Source organism: Glycomyces sp. YM15 (assembly GCF_016918015.1).
GTDB lineage: Bacteria > Actinomycetota > Actinomycetes > Mycobacteriales > Micromonosporaceae > Glycomyces.
The window spans coordinates 1-24,579 of sequence record NZ_JAERMK010000036.1 but is presented as its reverse complement, the minus strand read 5'-3'; the positions used below and the strand labels follow the sequence as shown (position 1 = coordinate 24,579).

The 24,579-nt window shown below is 69.6% G+C and carries 21 protein-coding genes and 1 riboswitch; of the genes, 7 read left to right on the top strand and 14 right to left on the bottom strand.

Annotated elements, in window-relative coordinates:
• Window positions 1-66: 66 nt before the first annotated feature.
• The 4 genes from JHY01_RS24675 (at window position 67) to JHY01_RS24660 (ending at window position 4,408) form a co-directional block, all read left to right on the top strand.
• Complete coding sequence (locus tag JHY01_RS24675) at window positions 67-1,302, top strand: maltose ABC transporter substrate-binding protein (RefSeq protein ID WP_205328375.1); 1,236 nt, start codon at window positions 67-69, stop codon at window positions 1,300-1,302.
• A gap of 41 nt (window positions 1,303-1,343) precedes the next feature.
• The gene (locus JHY01_RS24670; protein ID WP_205328374.1) at window positions 1,344-2,891 is read left to right on the top strand and encodes an ABC transporter permease subunit; all 1,548 of its coding nucleotides are present in this window, start codon (window positions 1,344-1,346) and stop codon (window positions 2,889-2,891) included.
• Entirely contained in the window at window positions 2,888-3,784 is an 897-nt protein-coding gene (locus JHY01_RS24665) for a sugar ABC transporter permease (protein ID WP_205328373.1), read from the top strand. Before JHY01_RS24670 ends, JHY01_RS24665 begins: the two co-directional genes overlap by 4 nt.
• Window positions 3,785-4,060: 276 nt before the next feature.
• Window positions 4,061-4,408 carry a lactococcin 972 family bacteriocin gene (locus JHY01_RS24660; protein ID WP_205328372.1) on the top strand — a complete coding sequence of 116 codons (348 nt, stop codon included), beginning with the start codon at window positions 4,061-4,063 and terminating at the stop codon, window positions 4,406-4,408.
• 62 nt (window positions 4,409-4,470) lie between these two features.
• Here JHY01_RS24660 and JHY01_RS24655 read toward each other — a convergent pair whose 3' ends face one another.
• From JHY01_RS24655 to JHY01_RS27520, 3 genes are all read right to left on the bottom strand, one after another.
• The gene (locus tag JHY01_RS24655; RefSeq protein ID WP_205328371.1) at window positions 4,471-4,650 is read right to left on the bottom strand and encodes a hypothetical protein; all 180 of its coding nucleotides are present in this window, start codon (window positions 4,648-4,650) and stop codon (window positions 4,471-4,473) included.
• A 92-nt stretch (window positions 4,651-4,742) separates the two neighbouring features.
• The gene (locus JHY01_RS24650) at window positions 4,743-5,063 is read right to left on the bottom strand and encodes a heavy-metal-associated domain-containing protein (RefSeq protein ID WP_374199593.1); all 321 of its coding nucleotides are present in this window, start codon (window positions 5,061-5,063) and stop codon (window positions 4,743-4,745) included.
• On the bottom strand, window positions 5,060-5,419 hold the full coding sequence (locus JHY01_RS27520; RefSeq protein WP_205328369.1) for a metal-sensitive transcriptional regulator: 360 nt from the start codon (window positions 5,417-5,419) through the stop codon (window positions 5,060-5,062). Before JHY01_RS27520 ends, JHY01_RS24650 begins: the two co-directional genes overlap by 4 nt.
• A 240-nt stretch (window positions 5,420-5,659) precedes the next feature.
• Window positions 5,660-5,811, top strand: a riboswitch (cyclic di-AMP (ydaO/yuaA leader).
• An 8-nt stretch (window positions 5,812-5,819) separates the two neighbouring features.
• On the opposite strand from JHY01_RS27520, the gene JHY01_RS27940 reads away from it, so the two are divergent.
• Window positions 5,820-6,758 carry an NlpC/P60 family protein gene (locus JHY01_RS27940; protein WP_205328368.1) on the top strand — a complete coding sequence of 313 codons (939 nt, stop codon included), beginning with the start codon at window positions 5,820-5,822 and terminating at the stop codon, window positions 6,756-6,758.
• A gap of 231 nt (window positions 6,759-6,989) precedes the next feature.
• On the opposite strand, the gene JHY01_RS24635 is transcribed toward JHY01_RS27940, so the two are convergent.
• The 10 genes from JHY01_RS24635 to JHY01_RS24590 form a co-directional block, all read right to left on the bottom strand.
• Window positions 6,990-8,621 carry a beta-N-acetylhexosaminidase gene (locus tag JHY01_RS24635; protein WP_205328367.1) on the bottom strand — a complete coding sequence of 544 codons (1,632 nt, stop codon included), beginning with the start codon at window positions 8,619-8,621 and terminating at the stop codon, window positions 6,990-6,992.
• A 210-nt stretch (window positions 8,622-8,831) separates the two neighbouring features.
• Entirely contained in the window at window positions 8,832-10,178 is a 1,347-nt protein-coding gene (locus tag JHY01_RS24630; RefSeq protein WP_205328366.1) for a hypothetical protein, read from the bottom strand.
• Between the two features lie 188 nt (window positions 10,179-10,366).
• Entirely contained in the window at window positions 10,367-11,389 is a 1,023-nt protein-coding gene (locus JHY01_RS24625) for a hemolysin family protein (protein WP_205328365.1), read from the bottom strand.
• Complete coding sequence (locus tag JHY01_RS24620; RefSeq protein ID WP_205328364.1) at window positions 11,386-12,756, bottom strand: hemolysin family protein; 1,371 nt, start codon at window positions 12,754-12,756, stop codon at window positions 11,386-11,388. The genes JHY01_RS24625 and JHY01_RS24620 overlap by 4 nt, the downstream gene beginning before the upstream one ends.
• A 194-nt stretch (window positions 12,757-12,950) precedes the next feature.
• Window positions 12,951-13,409 carry a heat shock protein transcriptional repressor HspR gene (locus tag JHY01_RS27935; protein WP_205328386.1) on the bottom strand — a complete coding sequence of 153 codons (459 nt, stop codon included), beginning with the start codon at window positions 13,407-13,409 and terminating at the stop codon, window positions 12,951-12,953.
• 92 nt (window positions 13,410-13,501) lie between these two features.
• Window positions 13,502-13,915: a hypothetical protein gene (locus JHY01_RS24610; RefSeq protein WP_205328363.1), complete on the bottom strand. Its 414-nt coding sequence runs from the start codon at window positions 13,913-13,915 to the stop codon at window positions 13,502-13,504.
• Between the two features lie 109 nt (window positions 13,916-14,024).
• A complete protein-coding gene (gene dnaJ, locus JHY01_RS24605; protein ID WP_205328362.1) occupies window positions 14,025-15,164 on the bottom strand; it encodes a molecular chaperone DnaJ in 1,140 nt (379 codons plus the stop codon).
• Between the two features lie 40 nt (window positions 15,165-15,204).
• Entirely contained in the window at window positions 15,205-16,032 is an 828-nt protein-coding gene (locus JHY01_RS24600) for a nucleotide exchange factor GrpE (protein ID WP_205328361.1), read from the bottom strand.
• The gene (dnaK, locus tag JHY01_RS24595) at window positions 16,029-17,873 is read right to left on the bottom strand and encodes a molecular chaperone DnaK (RefSeq protein ID WP_205328360.1); all 1,845 of its coding nucleotides are present in this window, start codon (window positions 17,871-17,873) and stop codon (window positions 16,029-16,031) included. The genes JHY01_RS24600 and dnaK overlap by 4 nt, the downstream gene beginning before the upstream one ends.
• Window positions 17,874-18,089: 216 nt before the next feature.
• Window positions 18,090-18,527: a hypothetical protein gene (locus JHY01_RS24590; RefSeq protein ID WP_205328359.1), complete on the bottom strand. Its 438-nt coding sequence runs from the start codon at window positions 18,525-18,527 to the stop codon at window positions 18,090-18,092.
• 497 nt (window positions 18,528-19,024) lie between these two features.
• On the opposite strand from JHY01_RS24590, the gene JHY01_RS24585 reads away from it, so the two are divergent.
• Window positions 19,025-19,516 (top strand): DUF1349 domain-containing protein, encoded by a 492-nt coding sequence (locus JHY01_RS24585; RefSeq protein ID WP_205328358.1) that lies wholly within the window; start codon window positions 19,025-19,027, stop codon window positions 19,514-19,516.
• A 333-nt stretch (window positions 19,517-19,849) separates the two neighbouring features.
• Here JHY01_RS24585 and JHY01_RS24580 read toward each other — a convergent pair whose 3' ends face one another.
• A complete protein-coding gene (locus JHY01_RS24580) occupies window positions 19,850-22,459 on the bottom strand; it encodes a glycoside hydrolase family 48 protein (protein ID WP_205328357.1) in 2,610 nt (869 codons plus the stop codon).
• A gap of 621 nt (window positions 22,460-23,080) precedes the next feature.
• Between JHY01_RS24580 and JHY01_RS24575 the strand changes: the two genes are divergently transcribed.
• Window positions 23,081-24,427, top strand: a complete 1,347-nt coding sequence (locus JHY01_RS24575) for an ABC transporter substrate-binding protein (RefSeq protein ID WP_205328356.1) — start codon at window positions 23,081-23,083, stop codon at window positions 24,425-24,427.
• The last annotated feature ends 152 nt before the right edge of the window (window positions 24,428-24,579 follow it).

Genomic DNA, 24,579 nt, shown 5'->3' with positions numbered 1-24,579 from the left:
GTTCGGGGCGCGAGCCCCCGGTCACCGGCCCCCGCCCCGGGGCCCCTCAATGAGGAGAGAACAGACATGCGTAGAAGGACCCTGGGTATCACCGCCGTCTCGGCCGCCGCACTCGGCACCATGGCCGCCTGCGGCGACGACAGCGCCGGCAACGGCGGCGAGGAGAGCCCCGAGTTCTCCGGCGAGCTGGTCATCTGGGCCGACGAGACCCGCACCCCCGTCCTCAAGGAGTTCGTGAAGCACTTCGAGCAGGAGGTCGGCGTCAAGGTCACCGTGGAAGAGCACGTCGAGACCCTCCGCGAGGACTTCCTCGCCGCCGCCGAGCAGGGCCAGGGCCCCGACATCATCGTCGGCGCGCACGACTGGGCCGGCCAGCTCGCCGCCGACGGCGTCGTCGCCCCCATCACGCTCAGCGCCGACAAGTCGGCCGCCCTCAACGAGACCGCCGTCAAGGCCTTCACCGTCGACGGCAACGTCTACGGGGTCGCCTACGCGATGGAGAACATCGGCCTCCTGCGCAACACCGACCTCGCGCCCGAAGCCCCCGCCACCTTCGAGGAGCTCATCGCGGCCGGCCAGGCCGCGGGCACCCAGGAGGTGCTGACCGTCGAGACCGGCGTCGACGGCAACGCCTACAACGCCTACCCGCTGTTCGCCTCCATGGGCGGCTACCTGTTCAAGGACGACGGCACCGGCACCCTCGACCCGACGGACGTCGGCGTCGACTCCCCCGGCGGCATCGCCGCCTTCGAGAAGTTCGCCGAGCTGGGCGCCGCCGGCGTCCTCAAGACCACCATCGACGCCTCCAACACGATCCCGTTCTTCGTCGAGAAGAAGACCGCGTTCCTGATCTCCGGCCCCTGGGCGCTCACCGACGTCCAGACCGCCGGCCTCAACTACGAGGTCACCGCCATCCCCGGCTTCGAAGGCCAGGGCCCGGCCTCGCCGTTCCTCGGCGTCCAGGGCTTCTACGTCTCCGCGACCGCCGCGAACGCCGTGTTCGCGCAGGAGTTCGTGACCAACTACGTCCTCACCGACGACCTGCAGCTGAAACTCGCCGAAGTCGGCGGGCGCCTCCCGGCGCTCACCGCCGCCGCCGAGGCCTACGCGGCCGACAACGCCGACGTCCAGGGCTTCGCCGCCGCCGGCGAGAACGCCGTCCCGATGCCGAACATCCCCGCGATGAACGCCGTCTGGGAGCCCTTCGGCCGCGCCCAGGCCGACGCGATCGACGGCGTCTCCACCGGCGAAGAGGCCGCGACGACCGCCGCGCAGACCATCCGCGACGCCGTCGGCGCCTAGCGAACCCGGCAATCTCCGACTAGCGAAGGAACGAACGCACGGTGCTCGAACAACGTTCCCGGACGGCCGGCTCAGCCACCGCCGCGGGTCTGATCATCAAGATCGCTGTACTCGCGGCGGCGGCCGCGCTGGCCGTCTGGGCGGCGTTGCCGCTCATCGCCGCCGAGGCCTGGTGGGGTCTCGCACTGGAAGCGGCCGTCGTCGCCGTCCTCTTCTACGTCTACCTCCAGCGCCGGGCCATCCAGCTCAAATACCTGATCCCCGGCACACTGCTGCTCCTCGCCTTCCAGATCCTCCCGGTCGTCCTCACCATCGGCACGTCCTTCTCCAACTACGGGGACGGCCACCGCGTCGACAAGGACCAGGCCATCGAGGCGATCATCGCCGCGGGCGTGCAGCAGACCCCCGGAGGCGCCACGTACCTGTTCGCCGTCGGCGAGTCCGCCTCCGGTGAACTCACCCTGCTCCTGACGGACACGCAGGACGGCTCCACCTGGGCCGGAACGGAAGAGGGCCTCGCCGAACTCCCCGGCGCCACGGTGGACGGCACCGGGCGCATCACCGGCGCGCCCGGGTACACCGTGTGGACCCTCGCCGAACTCAACGAGCGCCAAGCCGAACTGACCGCGCTCGCCGTACCCACCGGCGACGAATCCGGCATCAAAGTGCAGGGCCTCTCCGCATTCGAAGGCACCTCGACGCGCTCCTACGACGAGGCCTGCGACTGCATCACCGACGCGGCCACCGGCACCGTCTGGAACGCCGACAACGAGACCGGCACCTTCCTCACCGAGGACGGCAAGGCCGCCCTCGTCGGCTGGCGCGTCAGCATCGGCGCCGACAACTACCTCGACGTGCTCACCGACCCCGAGATCCGCGGCCCCTTCCTCGGGGTCTTCACCTGGAACATCATGTTCGCGGCCGGGTCGGTCCTGTTCACCTTCGCGATCGGCCTCGGCACCGCCATGGCCCTCAACAAGCCCAGCATGCGCGGCACCAAGGCCTACCGGACCCTCATGATCCTGCCCTACGCCATGCCGTCGTTCGCGATGCTGCTGGTGTGGGCGCAGATGTTCAACCGGGACTTCGGCCTCATCAACGACCTGTTCAACCTGAACGTCAACTGGTACGGCGGCACCTGGTCGGCGCGGGCGATGGTCCTCATCGCCAACACCTGGCTCGGCTGGCCGTACATGTTCCTCATCTGCCTCGGCGCCCTCCAGGCGCTCCCGGCGGACTCGCTCGAGGCCGCCAAGATCGACGGCGCCACCGGCATGACGGCGTTCCGCAAGATCACGCTCCCGCTGCTGCTCATCGCCCTGACGCCCCTGCTGATCTCCAGCTTCGCGTTCAACTTCAACAACTTCAACGCGATCGAACTGCTCAGCGGCGGCAACCCGTTCAAGGCCGGCGACGCCGTCGGCGGCACCGACATCCTCATCACCTACGCGTTCCGCCAGGCCTTCGGCGCCTCCAGCGCCGACTACGGCTTCGCCAGCGCCATCAGCGTGTTCATCTTCCTCATCGTCGCCACCATCTCGGCGTTCATGTTCCGCTTCACCCGCAACCAGGAGGACGTGTACTCATGACGCACACCGTTGCACCGGAGCGCAAGGCGAAGTCCCCATTGGTGAAGTGGGCCGGGGAGTCGGGCTGGAGGCATCTGGTCGCGATCGCCGTCCTGGCGTTCGGGCTCGTCCCGATCGTCTACGTGATCTCGGCGGCGTTCAATCCGAACGGGACGATGTCCTCGACGAGTCTGCTGCCGACGTCGTTCGGTCTGGGCAATTTCCAGAAGCTGTTCACCGATCCGAACGTGCCGTTCGGGCGGTGGTTCATGAATTCGATCGTGATCGCGGTCCCGGCGGCGTTCATCTCGATCTTCATCTCGTCGTTGGCCGCGTACGCGTTCAGCCGGTTCCGGTTCAAGGGGCGGCGGCCGATGCTGCTGTTCCTGCTGTTGATCCAGATGTTCCCGGCGTTCTTGGCGGTGGTGGCGCTGTATCTGATCTTCGGGTCGATCGGCGAGTTCTATCCGGTGGCGGGCCTGAACACGAAGCTCGGGTTGATGCTGGTGTACATGGGTGGGGCGCTTGGTGTCTCGACGTGGCTGATGAAGGGGTTCTTCGACACGATCCCGAAGGAGCTCGACGAGGCGGCGACGATCGACGGGGCGACGCATGCGCAGATCTTCTTCGGGATGATCCTGCCGCTGGCGGCGCCGATCATCGCGATCTCGGGGATTCTGGCGTTCGTGGGGACGATGAACGATTTCATTCTGGCGTCGTTGTTCCTGACGGACCGGCCGGAGATGACGCTGGCGGTGGGGTTGAAGACGTTGACGGCCGACAATTCGCCGGCGAGTTATTTCGGGATCTTCGCGGCGGGGACGCTGCTGACTTCGGTGCTCACCGTCGCGGTGTTCATGAGTCTGCAGCGCTATATCGTGTCCGGTCTGACCGGCGGGGCAGTGAAGGGTTAAGACGAAGACCACTGCTCGACACGGAAATCCTGCCCGTGAGTCGAAGTGCGGCTCGCAAGCGTCGCCGAGACGGGCAGGTGAACGAAGGCCCGGGTCCTGGAGAGCCTCCCTCTCCGGGGTCCGGGCCTTTGCTCGTCGGGCGGGGTCGTCGGGTCCGGTGTCGGAATGTTGACTGTCGATCGCGCATCTCGCTGAACGTGAGCTTTGCACTACCTCGGGTGATAGTTTCACTTGGCTTGCGCCCCAGGGGCGAACGACGGGAAAGGAGCTCGCGCAATGCAGCGCACAACACGGAACGTCCTGGTGGTCCTCGCGGCCGCGACGATGCTGGTCGCCGGTACCGCCACGACTGCCCAGGCCGCGGTGCCGACGTTCATTCGGGAGACGGTGACGTGCCAGGACATCGGCGGCGGCACGTGGTGCCAGGGGACGGCGACGGGGTCGCAGTGGTGGTCGACCAAGTGCATTTCGAACTACTACCACCCGACTCAGCGGCACAGTTCCACCGCGATGATGGGCGGCAACACCCAGCGGGGTGTCGCCGAAGCGGGCGAGTGGTCGTACGCGACCACCGAGGCGGGTACGGCGCACACCTGCTACACCAAGTACAACCCGGACGCGTAGTCCGGGGCGGCCTGCGGCGCCAGGGGGATGCGGTCCGCGGGGCCGTGTCCCCCGTCGCGCTCCTACCAGTGCGGGGGGCGTTCGGCGAGGAGGTCGAGGTCGCGGACGGAGAATTCGGACTTGCGGGGGCGCCGGACGGGGGTCTCGCCCCAGCCTCGGTCGGTGTCGTCGGAGGTCTGGTCCGGGAGCACCGAGAAGTCCTCGTCGAGTTCGACGGAACGCTCGTCGTCGGAGACTGCCATGCCGTCGACTGTATCGCAGCGAGTCGCGTCGGCGGCAATGACGAGGCCCTGAACTCCCGGTGAACGGGTGTTCAGGGCCGTGGCGCGGTGGACTATTCGGATACGCCGACGAGTTCGTAGCCGGCCTCGTCGACCGCTTCGCGGACCGCGTCCTCGGTGAGTGCGGCTTCGCTCTTGACGGTGACCTTGCCGGTTTCGAGGGCGACGTCGACGCCTTCGACGCCGGGAAGCGCCGAGATCTCCTGGGTGACGCTGCCGACGCAGTGGCCGCAGGTCATGCCCTTGACGACGTACACGGTTTCCATGGGTTCTCCTAAGGCGAGTTTGCGAGCCCGCTGGAGGCTCGGTGGGTGAGCCGGCGGCTCGGTTGGCGGGGTGCGCGAGCCGGTCAGCGGCTCGGCGCGGGTGTTCAGGTTCTGAGCAGTCGGGCCACCGCGTCCGAGGCTTCTTTGACCTTGGCTTCGGCGGCGGTCGGGTCACCCGAGGTCTGCGCCTCCGCGACGCAGTGGGCCAGGTGGCCTTCGAGGAGGTTGAGCGCCACGGCCTGGAGTCCCTTGGTGGACGCCGAGATCTGGGTCAGGATGTCGATGCAGTACTGGTCGTCCTCGACCATCCGCTGGATCCCGCGGACCTGCCCCTCGATGCGCTTGAGGCGGCGGGTGAGCGCGGCTTTGTCTCCGTGGTACCAGTAACGTCCGTCGTGGCCGTGCGCTTCCGGTGCCGGGGGCGTGTCGCCGGCGACTCCGGTGCGGTCGGTCTGCTCGCTCATGTCGTTTCCCTCCTGCCGCCACTGTATACCCCTTAGGGGTATCTCGGCAACTGCTCGTTAGCCAGGTGCAGCGGCCCGTAGTATTCCGTGCCATTGTGTGAAAAATTCTCCCCCCGCCCTTGTCAAGGGCCACAAGGGCCTCTAACGTGAACGCGTCGCGTCGGAAACTCGGGGGCACCCCGCACCCGCCGCGCGGCACCGCCGAGTCGGTGAAGCCCAGTTCTGGCGAAGCTTGCGAGCCATCAATTGGTGCCGTTCACTGAACCGGGGAACCAGCAGTCGGCATTCCAAGCAGGGCCGACGGGGTGAATCGCGTCCTCGGGCGCGTAGGGCGACCCTTCCTTCCGCCCGAACCCGACAGCTAACCCGGTAGGCGGCCAAAGGAAGGAGCGCCTCCCTGGTGCGTACCCGGCGAATCACTGCCGCCATAGCTGCCGCAGCACTGCTCCCGCTGACCGGCGCGCTGTTCACGACCTCCTCGGCGAACGCGCAGACGAGCGAAGAGATCCAGGCGGAGATCGACAAGCGCCACGACGACCTCGAGAAGGTCATCGAGGACTACAACGCCAAGCGCGAGGAACTCGACGACGCCAACGAGCTCATCGAGGAGATCGAAGCGCAGCTCCCCGCGCTCGAAGCCGAGACCGCCGCGGCGAACGAGGCCCTCGCCGAGTACGCCGCCTCGGCCTACACCAACGGCGAGTACGCCATGGTCAACTCCGTGCTCGACGGCGACCCCGCCGACTTCGCCGACCGCCTCATGTACCTCGACAACCTCACCACCGCCGAGACCGAAGCGCTGCAAGCGAACCTGGCCCAGATCCAGGAGCTCGAGACCCGCCGCACGGAACTGCAGACGCTCAAGGACAGCGCCGACGAGATCCTCGGCGAGATCGAGAAGCAGCAGGAGGAGATCGAGGCCGAGATCGACGACCTCGAGGAGGAGTACGAGGACGCCTACGCCGAGGAGCACCCGCCGCCCGAATACAACTACGAGGGTTCCTCCGGCGCCGTGGCGTTCGCGATCGAACAGCTCGGCGAGCCGTACGTGTACGGCGAGGCCGGCCCGGACGAGTGGGACTGCTCGGGCCTCACCCAGCAGGCCTGGGCCGCCGTCGGCGTGAACCTCTCGCACAACGCGGCGATGCAGTGGGACGAGACCGCGCGGATCTCCCGCGACGAGCTCCAAGAAGGCGACCTGGTCTTCTACAACGACCTCGCCCACGTCGGAATGTACATCGGCGGCGGCGAGATCATCCACGCCCCGAACTCGACGACCGTGGTGAAGATCGTCGACCTCGACTACGGCGGGTCCATCGTCGGTTACGGCCGCCCGTAACCCGGACCGGGAGTTTCCGGGCCCTCGGGCCCTGGAGCGGACTCCCCGGCGGCGGCACCGGCGGTCTCGATTGCTGACCCTGCTGCTGACCCGCAATGCGCCGACGCCGCCGTCGGGGACTGCGATTCATAGTAGAGAAACCCGTGCGGGCCGCTTGAGCGGCCCGCACGGGTTTCGTTCCCCACCAAGACCATTCGCAGGCCAGGGCCATCCGGGTTCACCGGACGGGCCCTAAGCGACCTCAGGCTCGGTGAACTCGAAGTCGAAGCGGCGGTAGCGGCCCGTCCCGCCCTGTTGCCACGGCTTCGGCCCCTCGAGCGGCCGGTAGCCGATCCCCATGGCGTGCAAACGCTCCAAATGGACGCCGAGCCTGTCGAGGACCGGATCCGCCTCGCGCACCTCGAGGTTCGTCCAGGCGACCTCGGCGAAGACGGCCAGGCGCGGGAACGCGGCGTACTCGACGTCGCGCGGATTCGGCAGGTACTCCGACCACAACTGGCACTGCGCACCGAGAATCCGCGACTCGTCGATCCCCGCCGGGGCCGGATCCCACGCCGCGACCTTCTCGATCGGGGTGAGGCCGTGGATGCGCAGCGGCTCGCGCTCCCCGTCGCTCTCGTAGTGGTCGAAGTAGACGTGCGTCTGCGGGCTGACCAGCACCTCGTGCCCGGCCTCGAGGGCCTTCTCGACATACGCCTGGGTGCGCCAGACCTGCACCGCGGCCTCGGCGGGCGCGCCGCCGTCGAGGATCTCGTCCCAGCCGATCACGCGCTTGCCCAGCTTCGCCAGATGCGCGCAGAACGCCCTCGTGAACCACGCCTGCACACCGCGCACGTCCTCCATGCCCTCGCGCTCCATGAGCTTCCGGGCGATCGGAGAGGACTCCCACTGCGTCATCGGCACCTCGTCGCCGCCGATGTGGATGAACGGCCCGTCGAAGACCTCGGCGATCGCCGTGTACGCCTCCAGCGCGAAGTCCAGCGCCGCCTGCGTCGGCTCCAGCACCTCCTCGAAGACGCCGAACGTGGGGCACACGGACTGGTGCCGCCCCGCACCGAGTTCGGGGTAGGCCGCGAGCACCGCGCGGGCGTGCCCGGGGAGATTCACCTCGGGGACGATCATGATGTGGCGCTCGCGCGCGTACGAGGCGATCTCGCGCAGGTCCGCGACCGAGAAGAACCCGCCGTGCGGCGTCGGCTCGTAGCCCGCGGCCTCGTCGCGCGCGTGACCGACCTTGGTCTCGGCGCGCCAGGAACCGATCTCAGTCAGCTTCGGGCGCGAGGGCACCTCGAAACGCCAGCCCTGGTCGTCGGTGAGATGCAGATGGACGACGTTGAGCCGGTGGAGCCACGCCCGATCGATCATCTTGAGCACGAAGTCCTTCGGCTGGAAATGCCGCACCACGTCGAGCATGACGCCGCGCCAGCGCAGACGCGGCTCGTCGACGATCCGGACGAGCGGAATGATCGGGTCGGCGGCGGGGGCCTCGCGGAGGGCGTCGGCGGGGAGCAGCTGGCGGAAGGTGGCGATGCCGCGGGCGATGCCGGCCGGGTGGGCGGCGGTGAGGGCGACCCCGTCGGGGGTGACGTCGAGCCGGTAGGCCTCGGCGGCGGTGGTGAAGTCCTCGGGGCGGTCGCCGGTGAGGCCGAGGCGGAGGACGCGGCCTTCGACCGGGTCCGTGGCGGAGCTTCGCACTACGGGGAGGCGCAGGCCGGTGCCGCGGTGGAGGAGGTCCGAGAGGAGCCAGGCCAGGGGGTGCAGCTCGGGTGCTGCGGCGATGGCGCCGAGGATGCTCAGGTCGAGGTCGCCGTCTGCGGCGGTGAGCTGCTGCGGCTGCGGGATCAGCGAGATGCGGCGCTGCATGTGCGGGGGCTCCTGTGGTGGTCGTTGTCGTAGCGCTGTCGGCTCGCGTGGCTTCGCGGGCCCGGGGGGTCGGGCGGGCGGTGTCGCGCCCCCGCCGAATTTGTTCATTTTATTTATAATATAGGGCCGCGCCGCGGTCGGCCAGTGCGGAGAGCGTTTTCGCTCCCTTCCCGGCTGACCGCGGCGCGCGGCGTTGCTGCTCGGATCGGGCTAGCGGACCACCGGCAGCTGCTGGGTGCGGTCGATGTCGGAACCGTCCCGCTGCCTGTTGATCGGCAGCGGCGCCGACTCGGACTCGAAGACCCCCATCGACGGGGACTCGTATCCGCTGCCCGCCGACGGCAGGTCGAAGCTCGACCCGGTCGACGAACCCGAGGACGAAGCGGACGCCCCCACGAGGACCGGCTCCTCCTCCCCCGAGACCAGGCCCAGCTGGCGGCGCAGGTCCGTCAGGTTCGAACCCGCGCTGTCGCGCTGTCGGGCCAGCGCCTCGACCTCTTCGGCGAGGGGCTGGACGCGTTCGGCGGCCCGCTCCTGCGCGGTGCGGCGCAGCCGCTCCGATTCCTTCACGGCATCGGACTTGACGACCTTCGCCTGCTCGACCGCGCGGTGCAGCGCGTCCTTCGCCTGCTGGTCGGCCTCCTCGCGGCGCTCGACGGCGCGGTTCTCGGAGCTGCGGGCGCGTTCCTCGGCGAGGGCGAGCCGGTCTTCGGCCTCGGAGACGATCCGCTGCGCGGTCGCGATGGCCTGCTGGTGCCGGTCGGCCTCCTCCTTCTGGGCCCGTTCGCGCCGGTCGGCCTCGGCGAGGATGAGCTCCTGGGTCTTCTTCTTGCGGTGCTCGGCGGCCTCGGCCAGGAGTCGCTGGGCGGCGTTGCGCTGCTCGTCCGCCTCGCGGGCGGCGTGCGCTTTCAGCTCGGTGACCTCGCGTTCGGCCGTGGCCCGCTGGACCGCGATCTCGCGTTCGGCCTTCGAGCGCGTCTTCTCGGCCTCGGCGCGCGACTGGCTCTGCGCGGTCTGGACTTCGCGGTGGGCGTCGGCAATGGCCAGATCGTGGTTGCGGCGGGCGTTCTCGCGCAGCTCGGTCGTCTCGTTGACCGCTCGGGCGCGGATCTCGGTGACGTCCTGGTCGGTGGTGGCGGTGATGTCGGCGGCCTCGGTGTGGGCCGTGCGGATCATGGACTCGGCTTCGGCGCGGGCTTCGCCCAGCATCGAGGCGGCCTGGCGCTTCGCGTCGGCTTTCTGGACGCCCGCGTCCTGTTCGGCGGCGCGCAGGATCTTCTCGACGCGCGCGCCGAGCCCGGCGAGGGTCGGGGCCTCGGCCTCGGCGATCTGCGTGGCCCTGTCGGCGACGCGGCGCTCCAGGGCGCCGATGCGCTCCTCGGCGCGGCGCAGCTGCTGTTCCGCGGCCTCCAATGCCCGCGACGCCTCGTCGCGGTGCTGCTCGTGGGTCTTGATGTTCTGGTACAGCCGGGAGGTGAACTCTTCGACCTGATTGCGGTCGTAGCCGCGCATGGCGACAGCGAATTCGGGCCCGGTTTCCTCGAAGAATTTCGACATGGTCTTCCAGAGTCACAGGAAACGGTTGATGAATCATGATCACGCCTGAAGGGCCCGAAACCGGAGACGAACACGCCCCGCGCCGCGTGTCGTGCCGAAAACGTCCGGATCCCTGCATGCGGAAGGGCCTCAGCGGAGTGGAAGCTCCGTTGAGGCCCTCGACCGGGTTCGAACCGTTAGCGGCTGAACTATGTGGCGACGCTGTCGGTCTCGTCGTAGAACTCGCCCATGATCTCCTCGAGGAGGTCTTCCATGGCGACCAGGCCGGTGACCTCGCGGTCCGGGCCGGTGACGAGGGCGAGCTGGGCCCGCTGGCGGCGCATGAGCGCGACCGCCGCGGCGACGGTGATCTCGGCGCCGACGAGCAGCGGCGCGGCGGCCAGGTCGGTGACCGGGGCACCCGGCTCGGCCTGGACGGCCTCGCGCACGTGGACGAGGCCGACCGGGCGCTCGTCGGCGTCGACCACGACCATGCGGGAGCGGCCCGTGTCGCGGCTGCGCTCCTCCGCCTGCACCGCCGTGGAGCCGGCCGCGATCGTCACCACCTCCGGCCACGGGATCGAGAGCTCGCCCACCGGGCGGCGCTGCACTTCGATGGCGTGCGTGAGCATCTGGTGTTCCGGTTCGCCGAGCATCCCGGCCTCCGCCGAGGAGCGCAGCAGGTACCGCAGCTCCTCCGGCGAGTGCGCCTGGGCCTTCTCGTCGGCCGGTTCGACCTTGAACGCCCTGAGGATCGCGTTCGCGCCGTGGTTGAGGCCCAGCAGGATCGGTTTGGTGGCCCACACGTAGCCGGTGAAGGGCCAGATCAGTGCCATCGCCGAGGCCTCGGGGTGGGTGATCGCCCACGACTTGGGCATCATCTCGCCCACGACCATGTGCAGGAACACGACGATGAGCAGCGCGATCGTGAACGCGATCGGATGCGCCGCCGCTTCGAGGCCCATGGCCTCCAGCGGGATCTCGATCGCGTGCGCCAGCGCCGGTTCGGCGAGCGCGCCGAGGCCGACGGTGCACGCGGTGATGCCCAGCTGGGCGCCCGCGAGCATGAGCGAGAGGTTCCTGGTGCCGCGCAGGGCGGCCCGGGCGGCGCGGGAGCCGTCCTGTTCGAGCCGGTGCTGCCGGGAGGCCACGAGGGCGAACTCGGCGGCCACGAAGAACGCGTTGGCGGCCAGGAGGAGTACGGAGATCAGCAGTGCGGGGCCGGTGCTCACGCGTCCACCTCCACCGGTTGGGGCCGCAGCTCGATCGCTTGCGGCACATGGCGGGAGCAGGAGACGACGACCATGCGGACGCGGCGGGGCGCGTTGCCGGCGTGCGCTGGGGCGTCGCCCACTTGGGGGACGGTGTCGACGTCGACCGTGTCGCCGGGGTGGGCGATGCGGCCGAGCTGGGACATGACGAGGCCCGCGATGGTCTCGTAGTGCTCGCCTTCGGGGAGTTCGATCCCGGTGGCGTCGGCGACCTCGTCGATGCGCCAGCGGCCGGGGATGAGCCAGGCGCCGCCCGCGAGCGAGACGGGGACGGCCTCGAAGCGGTCCTGCTCGTCGCGGATCTCGCCGACGAGTTCTTCGGCGAGGTCTTCGAGGGTGACGATCCCGGCGAAGCCGCCGAACTCGTCCACGATGCACGCGAGCTGCCGGTGCTGGCTTCGCATGCGCTCCAGCAGGGTGGGGAGCGGCAGGGAGGCGGGCACGAGGAGGGCCGGGTCGGCGATCTCGCCGACGCGGACCGTGTCGCGGTCCTCGCGGGGGACGCCGATGATCTGGTTGAGGCCGACCACGCCGCGCAGGTCGTCGACGTCGTCGCCGACGACCGGGAAGCGCGAGTGGCCCCCGGCGAGCGCCTCGACGGCGTCGGCCACGGTGGCCTCGGCGGCGAGGGTCTGGACGTTGACGCGCGGGGTCATGGCCTGGTCGGCGACGGTGGCCGCGAAGTCGAGGCCGCGGTCGAGGAGGTCGGAGAGGCCCCGGTCGAGGGCGCCCTCGTCGCGGGAGACGTCGATGATGCGGTGCAGGTCCTCGGGGGTGGCGTTGTGCTCCAGTTCCTCGACGGGCTGGATGCCCAAGCGCTGCAGCAGTTTCGTGGAGGCGGCGTCGAAGAAGCGGATGATCGGCCCGCACACGGTGAGGTAGGCGTGGGTGGGCGCGGCCAGCGCGAGCGCGAGGGCTTCGGTGCGGGCGATCGCGAGGTTCTTGGGGCCGAGCTCGCCGAGGATCATCTGGACGACGTTCGCGAACAGGAACGCGAAGGTGACGCCGATGGTGACCGAGACGCCGGCGGGGACTCCGGCGACGCCGAGGAGGTCGGCGAGGCCCTGGCCGAGGTAGGGCTCGGCGAAGAAGCCGACGAACAGGGCGGTGACGGTGATGCCCAGTTGCGCGCCCGAGAGCGCGAAGGACAGGGAGGTGCAGATCTTGAGCGCCCGGCGGGCGCGGGAGGCCCGGCGCGGGTCGCCGTCGTTCGCGAGGTCCTCGAGGCGGGACCGGTCGACGGCGGTGTATGCGAATTCGAGCGCCACGAAGAAGCCCGTGGCGGCGGTGACGGCCAGGATGATGACCAGACCGATGGCTATGAGCATCGCTCATGCCCCCTGTGCCGTTGCACGGCGCCGTGCCGTGTGGACGTGCCGTGTGGTTCCGAAGCCCGGAGCGGGTCGCCGCCGGGCCGGGGACTTCGATGTCGCGCTCGGCGGGGCTTCCCGGCCGTGATCGACCGTCGTCGTTTTCGTCGCATGGGCCCGATCTTAACGGGACGGAGGGGGAAGGCAAGCGGTCAACTTTGTTCGCCCCGCCACAAGACGATGTCGGTGGAGCGGCGGAACGGTCCGGCCATCGCCTGCAGTTCCGCGAGCTGGGCGCGGGCACGCTGGAGTTCGCGGGCGAGCTCCTCGACGGCGGCGCCGGCTTCGGCGCGCACGGCCTGGACCTCGCGTTCGAGGTCCATGATGCGCTTGATGCCCGCGAGGTTGACGCCCTCGTCCTGGGAGAGGCGCTGGATCTCGCGCAGGCGCGTGACGTCGCGGACGGAGTAGCGGCGGCCGCCGCCGGGAGTGCGGGCGGGTTCGACGAGGCCGAGCCGGTCGTACTGGCGGAGGGTCTGCGGGTGCATCCCGGCCATCTCGGCGGCGGCCGAGATCGCGAGGATCTTGGCGTCGTAGTCGATCTCGTCGCCGCTGGCGGGTCGGCGCTGGTGGTAGGCGATCTCGATGCGCACCTGGTGGCGGGCGCTCATGTCGGCGGGACGGTCGCCGGTGCGGCGGGCGTCGTCCTTTGCGGCGCGGTCGTTCGGACGGCCGGGCCCGGAGCCGGTGTGGTCGGATGCGGTCACGGTTCCCTCCCTCGCTCGGTGTTCGTCCTGTTCGCAGCCGGAGGCTTCGCGGCGGAGGCCCGTCCGGCGGACGGATCGCGGTCCGCGCCCGCCGCGGTCGGGTCCCCGGCTCGGGAGCCGGAAGCCGCGGAGGCCGTTGCGGCGCTCGCCGCGGCGCGGTCCCCCTGCGTCAGCGGGGCGGCCGTGCCCGGTGTGCCGGTCGCCGGGCGCGGCGCCCGCGATGCGGCGGGGCCTCCCGCGCGCGGCCTGGAGGTCGCCTCGCGGTCCGGTCGCGGTGCGGTCGCTGCACCGGCGCGGGCGCCGGGGACGGCCGCTCGGTGCTCGCCGCTCGCCCCGTCCTCCCATCGGAGGCGGGCGAGGCGGAACCGCACCTGCTGCAATGCCGTTCTCCGGCTCGCGAGCTTCGCCATGACCATCAGCGCCTCGTCAGCTGCTCGACCGTCGCCCGGCGGACGCCGGGCTCGCGCGCCTCGGCCTCCCACGGGAAACGTGAGACGCGGAGACGCACCTGCTGCAACATCATTGGCCCGTCAGCTCTTCCAGCTTCGAGCGATCGGCCGCCGGGGAGGCGGCCGCGTACTTCTCCAGGGCCTCGCGGGCCTCGGCCGAGAGAGCCTGGGGCACCTCGACGTCGACCGTGACCAGCAGGTCGCCCTTGCCGGGCACGCCGCGGCCCTTGACGCGCAGCACCCGCCCGGTCGGGGTGCCCTCCGGGATCCGCAGGGTCACGGGGCCGTCGAGGGTCGGCACCTTCACCTTCGCGCCCATCGCCGCCTCCGGGAAGGAGACCGGCAGGCGCACCGTCACGTTGTCGCCGTCGCGGGCGAACAGCGGATGCGTGCGGACCGCGACCTTGACCAGCAGGTCGCCCGAGGGACCGCCGCGCTCGCCCGGGGCGCCGCGGCCCGCCAAGCGGATCGACTGGCCGTCGCTGATGCCCACCGGCACGCGCACGGTGATGATGCGGTCCTTCGTGGTCGCTCCCGTGCCGCCGCAGTCGACGCACGGGTCCGTGACCACGGTGCCGGTGCCCTCGCATTCGGGGCACGGCTGGGCGAAGCTGAACGCGCCCTGGTTCTCGGTGATCAGACCCCTGCCACCGCAACGGGTGCAGGTGTCGGGGGTCGTGCCGGGCTTCGCGCCCGAGCCGTGGCAGGTCTCGCACTCGCCCGGCGCGCGCATCCGGATCTCGGTCGTGGTGCCCTTCACGGCGTCGGCGAAGTCGAGCGTGATGTGGGTGCGCAGGTCGTTGCCGCGCTGAGCGCCGCTCCGGCGCCGGTGCGCGCCGCCGCTGCCGCCGCGGAACAGGTCGCTGAAGATATCGGTGAAGCCGCCCGAGGCGCCCGCGTTGCCGAACAGGTCCTCGAGGTTCACGCCCCCGCCCGGCATGCCGCCGCCGTGCATGCCTCCGAACCCGCCCCGGCCGGACTTCATCAGCTGGATCTGGTCGTACTCCTTGCGCGCCTTGTCGTCGTGGAGCACCGAATAGGCCTCCGAGACGCCCTTGAAGCGGTCCTCGGCCGCCGGTTCGGGGTTGTGGTCGGGGTGCAGTTCACGCGCGAGCTTGCGGTACGCCCGCTCGATGTCCTTCTTGGAGGCGTCCTGCGGCACGCCGAGTATGGCGTAGAAGTCCTTCTCAAGCCATTCCTGCGATGCCACCGGACGCCTCCTCTACTTGTCTCAAGATCGGGCTCGGACTTCAGGAGTCCTTGTCGCCCTTGTCTTTCTTCTTCTTGCGCTTGCCTTCGCCCTCGGCGTCAACGCCGGGCTCGACGTCGGTCATGCCCTCGGCCTCGGCCGTCGCGATCGCCTCTTCCTCGGCGGTCTCCTCGGCCTCGTCGCCCTCGGCGGCGTCAGACTCCGCTCCCGGCGCCTCGGCTTCCGGGGCCTCCGGCTCCAGGTCCGCTTCGGCTGCGGCGGTTTCCGCGTCGTCGCTGGGCTCCGCGACCGCCACCAGGGCGGGGCGCAGGAGCTTGTCGCCGAGGCGGTAGCCCGAGCGCATCACGTCGATGCAGGTCGGTCCGTCGACGCCCGGCATCTGCATGTGCGCCACGGCCTCGTGGACCTGCGGGTCGAACGCGTCGCCCTTCGCGCCGAAGGACTCCAGGCCGTGCTTGGCGAGCGCGTTGACCAGTTGCTCGGCCACGGAACCGAAGGGGCCGTTGAGGTCCCCGTGGTCCCGCGCCCGGTCCATGTCGTCGAGCACCGGCAGCAGGCTCTGCAGCACCGCGGCCGTGGCCAGTTCGCCGGAGCGGGCCTTGTCCCGCTCCACGCGCTTGCGGTAGTTCTGGAACTCGGCCGTGATCCGCTGCAGGTCCCGCGTGCGCTCCTCGACCGTGGCCTGGAGGACGGCCACCGCATCGTCTGCGGCCTGGCCGTCGTCCGAAGCGGCCGCGAGGATGTCGTCCACGGTCAGCTCGTCCTCGGCGGCGTCGGAACGCTCCGCGCCCGAGCCGTCGGGACGCCCTGCATCCGCGCCGTCGGGCCCCTGCACGTCGTCGGCGTCCTTGTTGCCTTCGTCCGTCACTTCTGGTCCTTGTCGTCGTCGACGATCTCGGCGTCGACGATCGTCTCCTCGGCGCCCTGAGCGTCCGTGTTCGGGGCGGCCGAAGGCTGCGAGCCCTGCTCGGCCTGCGCCGCCGCGTACATGGCCTGCCCGGCCTCCTGGCTGACCTTGGACAGCTCCTCGGTGGCGGTCTTGATCGCCTCGATGTCGCTGCCGCCCAAGGCGCCCTTGAGGGTGCCGGTGGCGTCGTTGATGCGGCCCTTGAGGTCCTCGGGGATCTTGTCGCCGGATTCGGCCAGCAGCTTCTCGGTCTGGTAGACCAGCGACTCGCCCATGTTGCGGGCCTCGGCCTCCTCCTTGCGCTGCCGGTCCTCCTCGGCGTGCTCCTGGGCTTCGGCCATCATCCGCTGGATGTCGTCCTGGGCCAGGCTGGAACCGCCCGAGATGGTCATCGACTGGGCCTTGCCGGTGGCGGAGTCCTTCGCGGAGACGTTCACGATGCCGTTCGCGTCGATGTCGAAGGTGACCTCGATCTGCGGGACGCCGCGCGGCGCCGGCGGCAGGCCGGTGAGCTCGAAGGTGCCGAGCTTCTTGTTGTAGGCCGCGATCTCGCGCTCGCCCTGGAAGACCTGGATGAGCACCGAGGGCTGGTTGTCGTCGGCGGTCGTGAAGACCTCCGAGCGCTTGGTCGGGATCGTGGTGTTGCGCTCGATGAGCTTGGTGAAGATCCCGCCCTTGGTCTCGATGCCGAGGCTCAGCGGCGTGACGTCGAGGAGCAGCACGTCCTTGACCTCGCCCTTGAGGACGCCGGCCTGGAGGGTCGCGCCGATCGCGACGACCTCGTCGGGGTTGACGCCCTTGTGCGCGTCACGGCCGATGAGGCGCTTGACCAGGTCGGAGACGGCGGGCATGCGGGTCGAGCCGCCCACGAGGATGACGTGGTCGACCTCGGCGACGTTGATCCCCGCGTCCTTCACGGCCTGCTCGAACGGCTTCTTGCAGCGGTCGAGGAGGTCGGAGGTCATCTGCTCGAACTCGGCGCGCGAGAGCGAGACGTCGAGGTGCAGCGGCCCGTCGGGACCCGCGGTGATGTACGGCAGGTTGATCGAGGTGTTGGTGGCGCTGGAGAGCTCGATCTTGGCCTTCTCGGCGGCCTCCTTGAGCCGCTGCATGGCCATCTTGTCCTTGGACAGGTCCACGCCGTACTGGCCGTTGAAGGTCTTGACCAGGTGCTGGATGACCCGGTCGTCCCAGTCGTCGCCGCCGAGGTGGTTGTCACCGGAGGTGGCCTTGACCTGGATGACGCCGTCGGCGATCTCCAGCAGGGACACGTCGAAGGTGCCGCCGCCGAGGTCGAAGACGAGGATCGTCTGCTCTTCCTCGCCCTTGTCGAGGCCGTAGGAGAGGGCCGCCGACGTGGGCTCGTTGATGATGCGCAGGACGTTCAGCCCCGCGATCTCGCCCGCCTCCTTGGTGGCGGTGCGCTGCGCGTCGGAGAAGTAGGCCGGGACGGTGACGACCGCGTCGGTCACGCCCTCGCCCAGGTACGCCTCGGCGTCGCGCTTGAGCTTCATGAGGATGCGCGCGCTGATCTCCTGCGCGGTGTACGACTTGCCGTCGATGTCGACGGTCCAGTCGGTGCCCATGTAGCGCTTGACGGAGCGGATGGTGCGGTCAGGGTTCGTGACCGCCTGGCGCTTGGCCACTTCGCCGACGAGCACCTCGCCGTTCTTGGCGAACGCGACGATGGACGGGGTGGTCCTGGCCCCCTCAGCATTGGTGATGACCGTGGCTTCCCCGCCTTCGAGGACGCTGACCACGGAGTTCGTCGTGCCGAGGTCGATACCGACCGCACGTGCCATGTTGATCTCCTGACGTAGTCGAACAGATGTCTCCGGAATTGGAGACGAGTCTCTGTCTCAAGCGGCCGGGCGGGAACCCCGAACCAAGTTGAGCCGGATAGACTCAATGTTCGAACGGCAGGTATCGACTGTCAAGTCGATCACGGAAATTGTGATGAATCGCACGAAAGTTGAGTCGGGTCGGCTCAACTTTGCGACGGGTGTGACCCGTGGAGGCTATCGCGCTCCGGCGGGGGCTCCGCCGGCGGCTTCGCAGCACTCGGTGAGGAGGTCGTCGGCGATCCTCCACGTGTCGCACGGCCAGGCCTGCTTGCAGGAGGCGCAGTCGATGCCGAGCAGTTGCTCGGGCAGGTGGTCGCGCCACATCGCGGAGGCGAGCGACCAGCCCATGATCTCGGGGATCCCCAGCGGCGCCTCGAGCGGCGGAGGCTCCTCCAATGAGAAGAGCTTCGACGGGCCGTCGCGGCGGGACCGGCGCGAGCGGGCGGGGATCGGCACCACCATCGAGGCCGGATCGGGCGCGGACTGGGCGGGTTCGGCGGTGTGGCGCGAGCGGCGGGGCGGCGAGGTGCGCTCCTGGCGCGGCAGGCCGCGGCCCGGCTCCGGCGTGTCGGCATCGTGCGGCGCCTGCCTCGCTGAATGCTGCATGCTCACGCTATCTCCTCATTCGCCTTCGCTTCCGTGCACTGCGTACGCCTCTCTCCGGATTAACGGTCGAACCGTCCGCGAGGACACGGGTATGAGCACTCGGCACTCCAGTCCGCCTGGCGCGGACGCGAACAGAGTCGAACTCGTGAGCCATTCCGGATCACATGCAACACGAAATTCACTACAGTTTCCTGAGTTTGCATTTCCGCGATGCGGAGGTAGCCTGGTGCGCATCAGCCCGGCATTCGCGAGACTTTGGGCGCCAGGCGTTTCGGCGAGCGGCCGGAAGGCCTGGCCGCGCGCTCGCCAAGAAGCGTAATGAAAGCCGCACCCTGCGCTGCATAGCTCGGTTGAGCTGGGATTTCAGGAATGTGACGGACTCGAAGACTGGATTAACTTTGGGTTACCACGTCTGTTTTGCCCGAAAAAGCCCCGATCACGTGTGGCATCATGGGATTATGCAGTCTCCTTCAGAAGAAGTACAGTGGACGGTTGACGGGGGATTGATCACTCCCTACTTCGAGGTCAAGACCACCTTCAACCGAAGCGCGGGCTCAGAGCACCTGCGCGAGCACGTCTACATCTACGGCCTCGAGCTCGAAGCGGACGGCGAGATCGCGATGCGCTTCCGCCCCGAGCACCGCCACCAGCACTCCGAAGCCTCCCTCACCATCCGCGTCGACGAATCCAACTGGATCAAGACCGGTGCCGAATACCTTGGGGGCCAACACCTCGTCTCCACCGTGACCACGCGCGAGCACACCAACTGGTCGCTGTCTCCTGTGGATACCGAATCCGACGAGATCTGGCTGCGGCTCATCCGCGCCGGCGGCACCGTCACCGTGGCCCACGCCGACGACGGCGTCGACTACACCACCATCGCCTCCACCTACCTCCCCGGCGGCGTTCCCGCCATGGTCGGCATCGCCAGCGCCCGACCGGTGTCCGAGAGCTTCTGGGACGCCGCGCAGGACCTCGACATCGACGTCGAATAGGACCGGCGACTGGCGGCGAGACCGCTTTCAGCGCACTGGCGGTGGGGGCCAGCAGGCGCTGAGCATAGAGGTCGGGTCCGGTGGGCCCGCGATTCCCGTCCGGCGGGCCCGACCTGTGTGCTCAGCTTGAGACCCTCACGGACGCAAGCGCGAACGGGCACGATACGACGACGGCGGCGCGATCGGAAGCCATGCAACCGATCGCGCCGTTCACTGCGTATTGGTGATTGCGGCGCCCGGCTTGGTCACCGGGCGCCGCTCAACTGCGGCTCGCAAGCTCGCCGAGGCCGCTCATGTACGGCTCGCAGGCCGGCGGAGGCCGCTCGTACCCGCTTACTCGAAGAGGGCGGCGTAGGTCTGGAAGGCCGTCGCGACCTCGACCTGGTGCCAGTACCGGTGGTAGTCGAACTCCGGCGCGGGGCCGGTGCAACCGCCGTCGATGTAGGCCTGGACCTGGTCCCAGCCCTCGAACTCCTTCATGAAGGAGCGGGTCTCGATGAACGTGACCCCGTTCTCCAGCACGTCGCCGTTCGGCATGGTGCCCGTCCAGCCGGCGGGGATGTAGACCTCGTCGCCGAAGCGGCAGTAGTCCGCCCGGCCCTCGGTCTGCGTGACGCCGATGCCGTCGTTGATCGCCCAGAGGCTGTCGAGCAGGTTCGAGGCCGCGGTCTGCGAGGCCGTGTCGCCGCTGGCGGCGGCGTGGTACGACAGGATCTTCGCCAACGCGCCGGCCACACCCGGGTCCTTGGACATGGTCAGCACCGAGGCGGACAGGCCCGCCCCCGGCTCGCCGTTCCACTCCAGGTCGCCCGGCAGGCTGTAGTCGGTCGCGCTGATGTCGGACACCGAGAGCGCCCAGGCGACCCACTTGTCGAGCATGGCGCAGGCGCGGGCGTCACCGGTCTCGTGGCAGTACTGCGCCACGCGGTCCATGCCCCAGACCTGGAAGCCGAACCAGCGGTTCGACGGCGGGTCGTGCCAGACGGGCTGCTCGTCGTAGTACAGGCCCGCGTGCTCGGCCGACGTCGTGGGGCTGCCGTAGTTGCCGCCCCAGTTGTTGGTCGCGCCGCCGGCGATGGCGCCGGCGCCTTCGGACCCGGCCGGGACCTGGAGCCATTCCAGGAAGTCCAGCTGGGCGTCGAGGCTCTTGGCCCAGTCGTCGCCAGCGGTCGGCGAGTCCGGCTCGAGGCCGCCCTCGGAGAGGGCGTACGCCGCCATCAGGTTCTGGTAGCCCTGGTGGATGCCGGAGCCGCCGATGCGGAAGGACCAGTCGCCGTTCATGCCGGCGCCCCACGAGTAGTACCAGCTCATGAGGTAGTGGAGCGAGCTCTTGCCCTGGCCGTCGGGGCAGGTGCTGATGCCGATGCAGTCCCCGGCGATCTGCTTGAAGTACTTGTCGGCCATGGCGTAGCGCAGGTAGTCGCCCATCTTGGACGCCTTGTCGAGCGAGCCGGAGATCGCGCTCTCCTGGCCCTGCTCGGCCGCCCACTGCTGGGCCGTCCACGCGATCTGCACCGCGCGGGCGTCGGCGTCGGGGGCGGCGGTGTAGCGCTGCTGCTGGGAGTACTGCGAGTCGCCCACGAACAGGTCGAGGAAGCCGTTGGGACCGCCGAAGTCGAAGGTCTCGCACGACGGGTGCGCCACGGTCTCCCACGTGGACTCCTGCGAGCCGCGCTGGAAGGTGTTCATGTACGCGGGCTCGGTGGTGCCGTCGCCGCATTCGCCGAAGCCGTAGGCGTTGTCCACGTCGAGGATCCAGTGCATCCCGTAGACCTGGTTGTCGCCGTAGGTGTTGCGCAGTTCGGCGCCGAGCGGGTCATCGCCCACCGGGGCGTTGAAGTCCAGCTGCGTCGGGTAGTCGGTGACGTCGTCCGATTCGGGGGCGTACGAGGCCGGCGAGCTGGGGTTGTAGCTGGTCGGGTTCAGGTCCGGGATGGCGTACTGCTCGGTGATCTCCCAGGCGTTGTTGTACCCGGACCAGTCGCCGGTGACCTGGCCGTAGGCCGCTTCGAGCCACATGAGGTAGCTCAGGGCCTCGGAGGTGGTCTCGTGGCCGTAGTCCGGCGCCTCGACGATGAGCTCCTCCACCGAGTGGTAGGGGACGCCCGTCTGGTGCAGGTACGGGGAGTCCGGGCCCGCGAGCTGGTCGTACATGGCGAGGAAGCGTTCCTCGTTCTGCGTGACCTCGCCGAGGTCGGCGACCGTGACGACCACGTCGACGGGCGTGAAGCCCGCGGACGCGACGCGGAAGGTGGCCGAGTCTCCCGCGGCGGCGCCCTCCGCTGCGGCGAAGGTGATCGGCTTGGTCGCGGTGTCGCCTGCGGCGAAGTTGAGCGAGCCGCCGGACGCGACCGAGAGGCTGGTCGAGCCGGAGACGCGGGTGGTGGTCACCGTGGCGGCCTCGCTCGTGGCGGCGGAGAAGCCGACGTCGATCGAGCTGGTGGCGCCGGCGTCGACCACGACGTTGGCGCGGGAGACCTCCAGCTCGGGCTCTACTGTGGAACCGTCACAGGATTCGCCGTTGACCGTGATGCCGGTGGGGGCCGTGGCCGAGCCGGAGCCGATGAAGCCGAAGACCTCACGGGACTGGCCGGCGCTGATCGAGCCGTTCCAGCCCACGTCGGAGCCGGTGAAGTGGGCCCCGGACTGGCTCCAGTCGACGTTCCACGCACTGGAGACGGTGGTGCCGGCCGGGAAGTCCCATTCGATGTCCCAGCCGTTGAGCCCGGCGTCGCCGCCGGTGAGGACGACGTTGGCCTGGAAGCCGCCGCCCCAGGTGGAGACGACGTTATAGTCGACCCCGCCGCAGTACTGCGCGGCGAAGGCCTGGGGGGCGGCCACCGCGGCGAAGGTGCCCACGAGGGCGACCGGCAGCGTCACCGCGGCGGCACGGCGCCATCGGCGCCGGGGCCGCCGGGGCGGGGCCAGGTTGTCGAGATCCATTTGGCTACTCCTGTGGGTGGTGTGTCCGTTTTTCGTGGGAGCGCTCATGCCGGGATGGTGATCTTCGAACCGCACGAGTGGAACGAATCGGACCGGTTTGCGGAAGCGCTCCCAAGTCATGCTGCCAAGTTTCGGGCCTGAATGTCAATACATTGACATCTCTAAATTTCTATCTCTACCGGAGGACACAACACCCAAGTATGACCATTTTGCCAGTTCACGGGCCCGTTTGCTCCCGGTCACAGTTATAGATCTGCGATCATCGATTTCCTGGCCAAGATCAACAGTGCAACGAACCCGTAACGACCCTCACACCCGGGCTTGCGTTGTGGAACACGCTCCCGTACGATCCTGGTATCGCTCCCAAGGGCGATCGCCTCGGCGGTTTCAGTCGCGGGGCGCCGGGCCCCCCCCCCGGGCCCCCCCCCCCCCCCCCGGCGCCCAGGCAATACAATTACCCCAAAACCCCCGGGCCTTGCGCCGGGGTGGTTCCGGCGGGGCCCCCCCGCCCCCCCCGGGCGCCCCGCACCCCCGCCGCCGGGCGCCAAGGCAATACAAGTCCCTCTAACCCCTCTGGAAAACGCAAGGCGCCGCCGAGGCGCTCGGAAGGAACCAGCAAAGATGCATTTCCTCAATCGCAAGAACGGCAGGACCGCCCTCGCGGCCATCGCCGCAGGAGCCCTCGCGGTCACGGCCGCCTGCAGCGGCGACGGTGGCGGCGGCGACGACGACGCCACCACCGAGGACGGCAAGATCAAGCTCACCGTCTCCGTCTTCGGCACCTTCGGGTACACCGAGGCCGGGCTTGAAGCCGAGTACGAAGCCGCCAATCCGAACATCGACGTGGTCATCGAAGGCGACGGCGTCAACTTCGACCAGGAGTTCCGTCCCGCGCTCGAGACCTCCCTCGAGACCGGCTCCGGCGCCGGCGACGTCGTCGGCATCGACGAGCAGGGCGTCACCCAGCTGTTCAGCAACTCCGAGCACTGGTACGACCTCGGCGGAGAGTACGAAGGCCGCTCCGCCGACTACGTCGACTGGAAGTGGGAGCTCGGCAAGTCCGAAGACGGCACGCTCGTCGGCTTCGGCACCGACGTCGGTGGCATGGGCATGTGCTACCGCACCGACCTGTTCGCGGCGGCCGGCCTCCCGACCGACCGCGACGAACTCGCCGCCCTCTGGGCCGACTGGGACGGCTTCAAGGCCGTCGCCCAGCAGTACGTCGACGCCGACACCGGCGCCGCCTTCCTCGACGGCCCGACCCAGCTGCAGAACATGCTGCTCGGTCAGCTCGCCGGCCAGGGCGACGGCGCGATGTACGTCGACGGCGAAGGCAACCTGACCCTCGACTCCCCCGCGGCCACCGAGTCCGTCAACACCGTCCTGGAGCTCCAGGACATGGGCGCCATCGGCAACTTCGCCTCGTGGAGCGACGAGTGGAACGCCGGCATGATCGAAGGCGGCTACGCCGTCATGCCGTGCCCCGGCTGGATGGCCGGCGGCGTCATCCAACCCACCTCCGGCCCGGACAACGCCGGCAAGTGGGACATGGCAGCGGCTCCCGGCATCGCCGGCAACTGGGGCGGCTCCTGGCTCGGCGTCCCGTCGCAGTCGAAGCACCCGGAGGAGGCCGCTGCGCTCGCCGCGTGGCTGACCGCCCCCGAGCAGCAGATCAAGGTCTTCGAGGCCGTCGGCAACTTCCCGTCCTCGCCTGTCGCGCAGGCGGACCCGCGGGTCGCCGACAAGACCAACGAGTACTTCAACAACGCGCCGGTCGGCCAGATCATCGGAGCGTCGGTGCAGAACTTCCCGGCCCTGACCTACTCCTACTACCACCCGGCCGTCAAGGGCTCGATCGAAGGCGTCCTCAACGGCGTCGCCGACGGCACCTTCAAGTCCGACGACGCCTGGGCTGAGATCCAGTCCGCCGCTGAAGAGGCGCTCCAACTGGCCTCGGCCGGTATGTAACCCCCGGCGGGGCGGCCCCCCCGGGCCCCCCCCCCCCCCCCCCCCCCCCCCCCCCCCCCCCCCCCCCCCCCCCCCCCCCCCCCCCCCCCCCCCCCCCCCCCCCCCCCCCCCCCCCCCCCCCCCCCCCCCCCCCCCCCCCCCCCCCCCCCCCC

What these genes read in the sequence shown, in the direction of transcription:
- JHY01_RS24610 (WP_205328363.1), bottom strand. Translation starts at nt 13,915, where the DNA reads ATGGCGAAGCTCGCGAGCCGGAGAACGGCATTGCAGCAGGTGCGGTTC.
- JHY01_RS24660 (WP_205328372.1), top strand. Translation starts at nt 4,061, where the DNA reads ATGCAGCGCACAACACGGAACGTCCTGGTGGTCCTCGCGGCCGCGACG.
- JHY01_RS24655 (WP_205328371.1), bottom strand. Translation starts at nt 4,650, where the DNA reads ATGGCAGTCTCCGACGACGAGCGTTCCGTCGAACTCGACGAGGACTTC.
- JHY01_RS24575 (WP_205328356.1), top strand. Translation starts at nt 23,081, where the DNA reads ATGCATTTCCTCAATCGCAAGAACGGCAGGACCGCCCTCGCGGCCATC.
- JHY01_RS24580 (WP_205328357.1), bottom strand. Translation starts at nt 22,459, where the DNA reads ATGGATCTCGACAACCTGGCCCCGCCCCGGCGGCCCCGGCGCCGATGG.
- JHY01_RS24620 (WP_205328364.1), bottom strand. Translation starts at nt 12,756, where the DNA reads ATGCTCATAGCCATCGGTCTGGTCATCATCCTGGCCGTCACCGCCGCC.
- JHY01_RS24675 (WP_205328375.1), top strand. Translation starts at nt 67, where the DNA reads ATGCGTAGAAGGACCCTGGGTATCACCGCCGTCTCGGCCGCCGCACTC.
- dnaK (WP_205328360.1), bottom strand. Translation starts at nt 17,873, where the DNA reads ATGGCACGTGCGGTCGGTATCGACCTCGGCACGACGAACTCCGTGGTC.
- JHY01_RS24665 (WP_205328373.1), top strand. Translation starts at nt 2,888, where the DNA reads ATGACGCACACCGTTGCACCGGAGCGCAAGGCGAAGTCCCCATTGGTG.
- JHY01_RS27520 (WP_205328369.1), bottom strand. Translation starts at nt 5,419, where the DNA reads ATGAGCGAGCAGACCGACCGCACCGGAGTCGCCGGCGACACGCCCCCG.
- JHY01_RS24635 (WP_205328367.1), bottom strand. Translation starts at nt 8,621, where the DNA reads ATGCAGCGCCGCATCTCGCTGATCCCGCAGCCGCAGCAGCTCACCGCC.
- JHY01_RS27935 (WP_205328386.1), bottom strand. Translation starts at nt 13,409, where the DNA reads ATGAGCGCCCGCCACCAGGTGCGCATCGAGATCGCCTACCACCAGCGC.
- JHY01_RS24630 (WP_205328366.1), bottom strand. Translation starts at nt 10,178, where the DNA reads ATGTCGAAATTCTTCGAGGAAACCGGGCCCGAATTCGCTGTCGCCATG.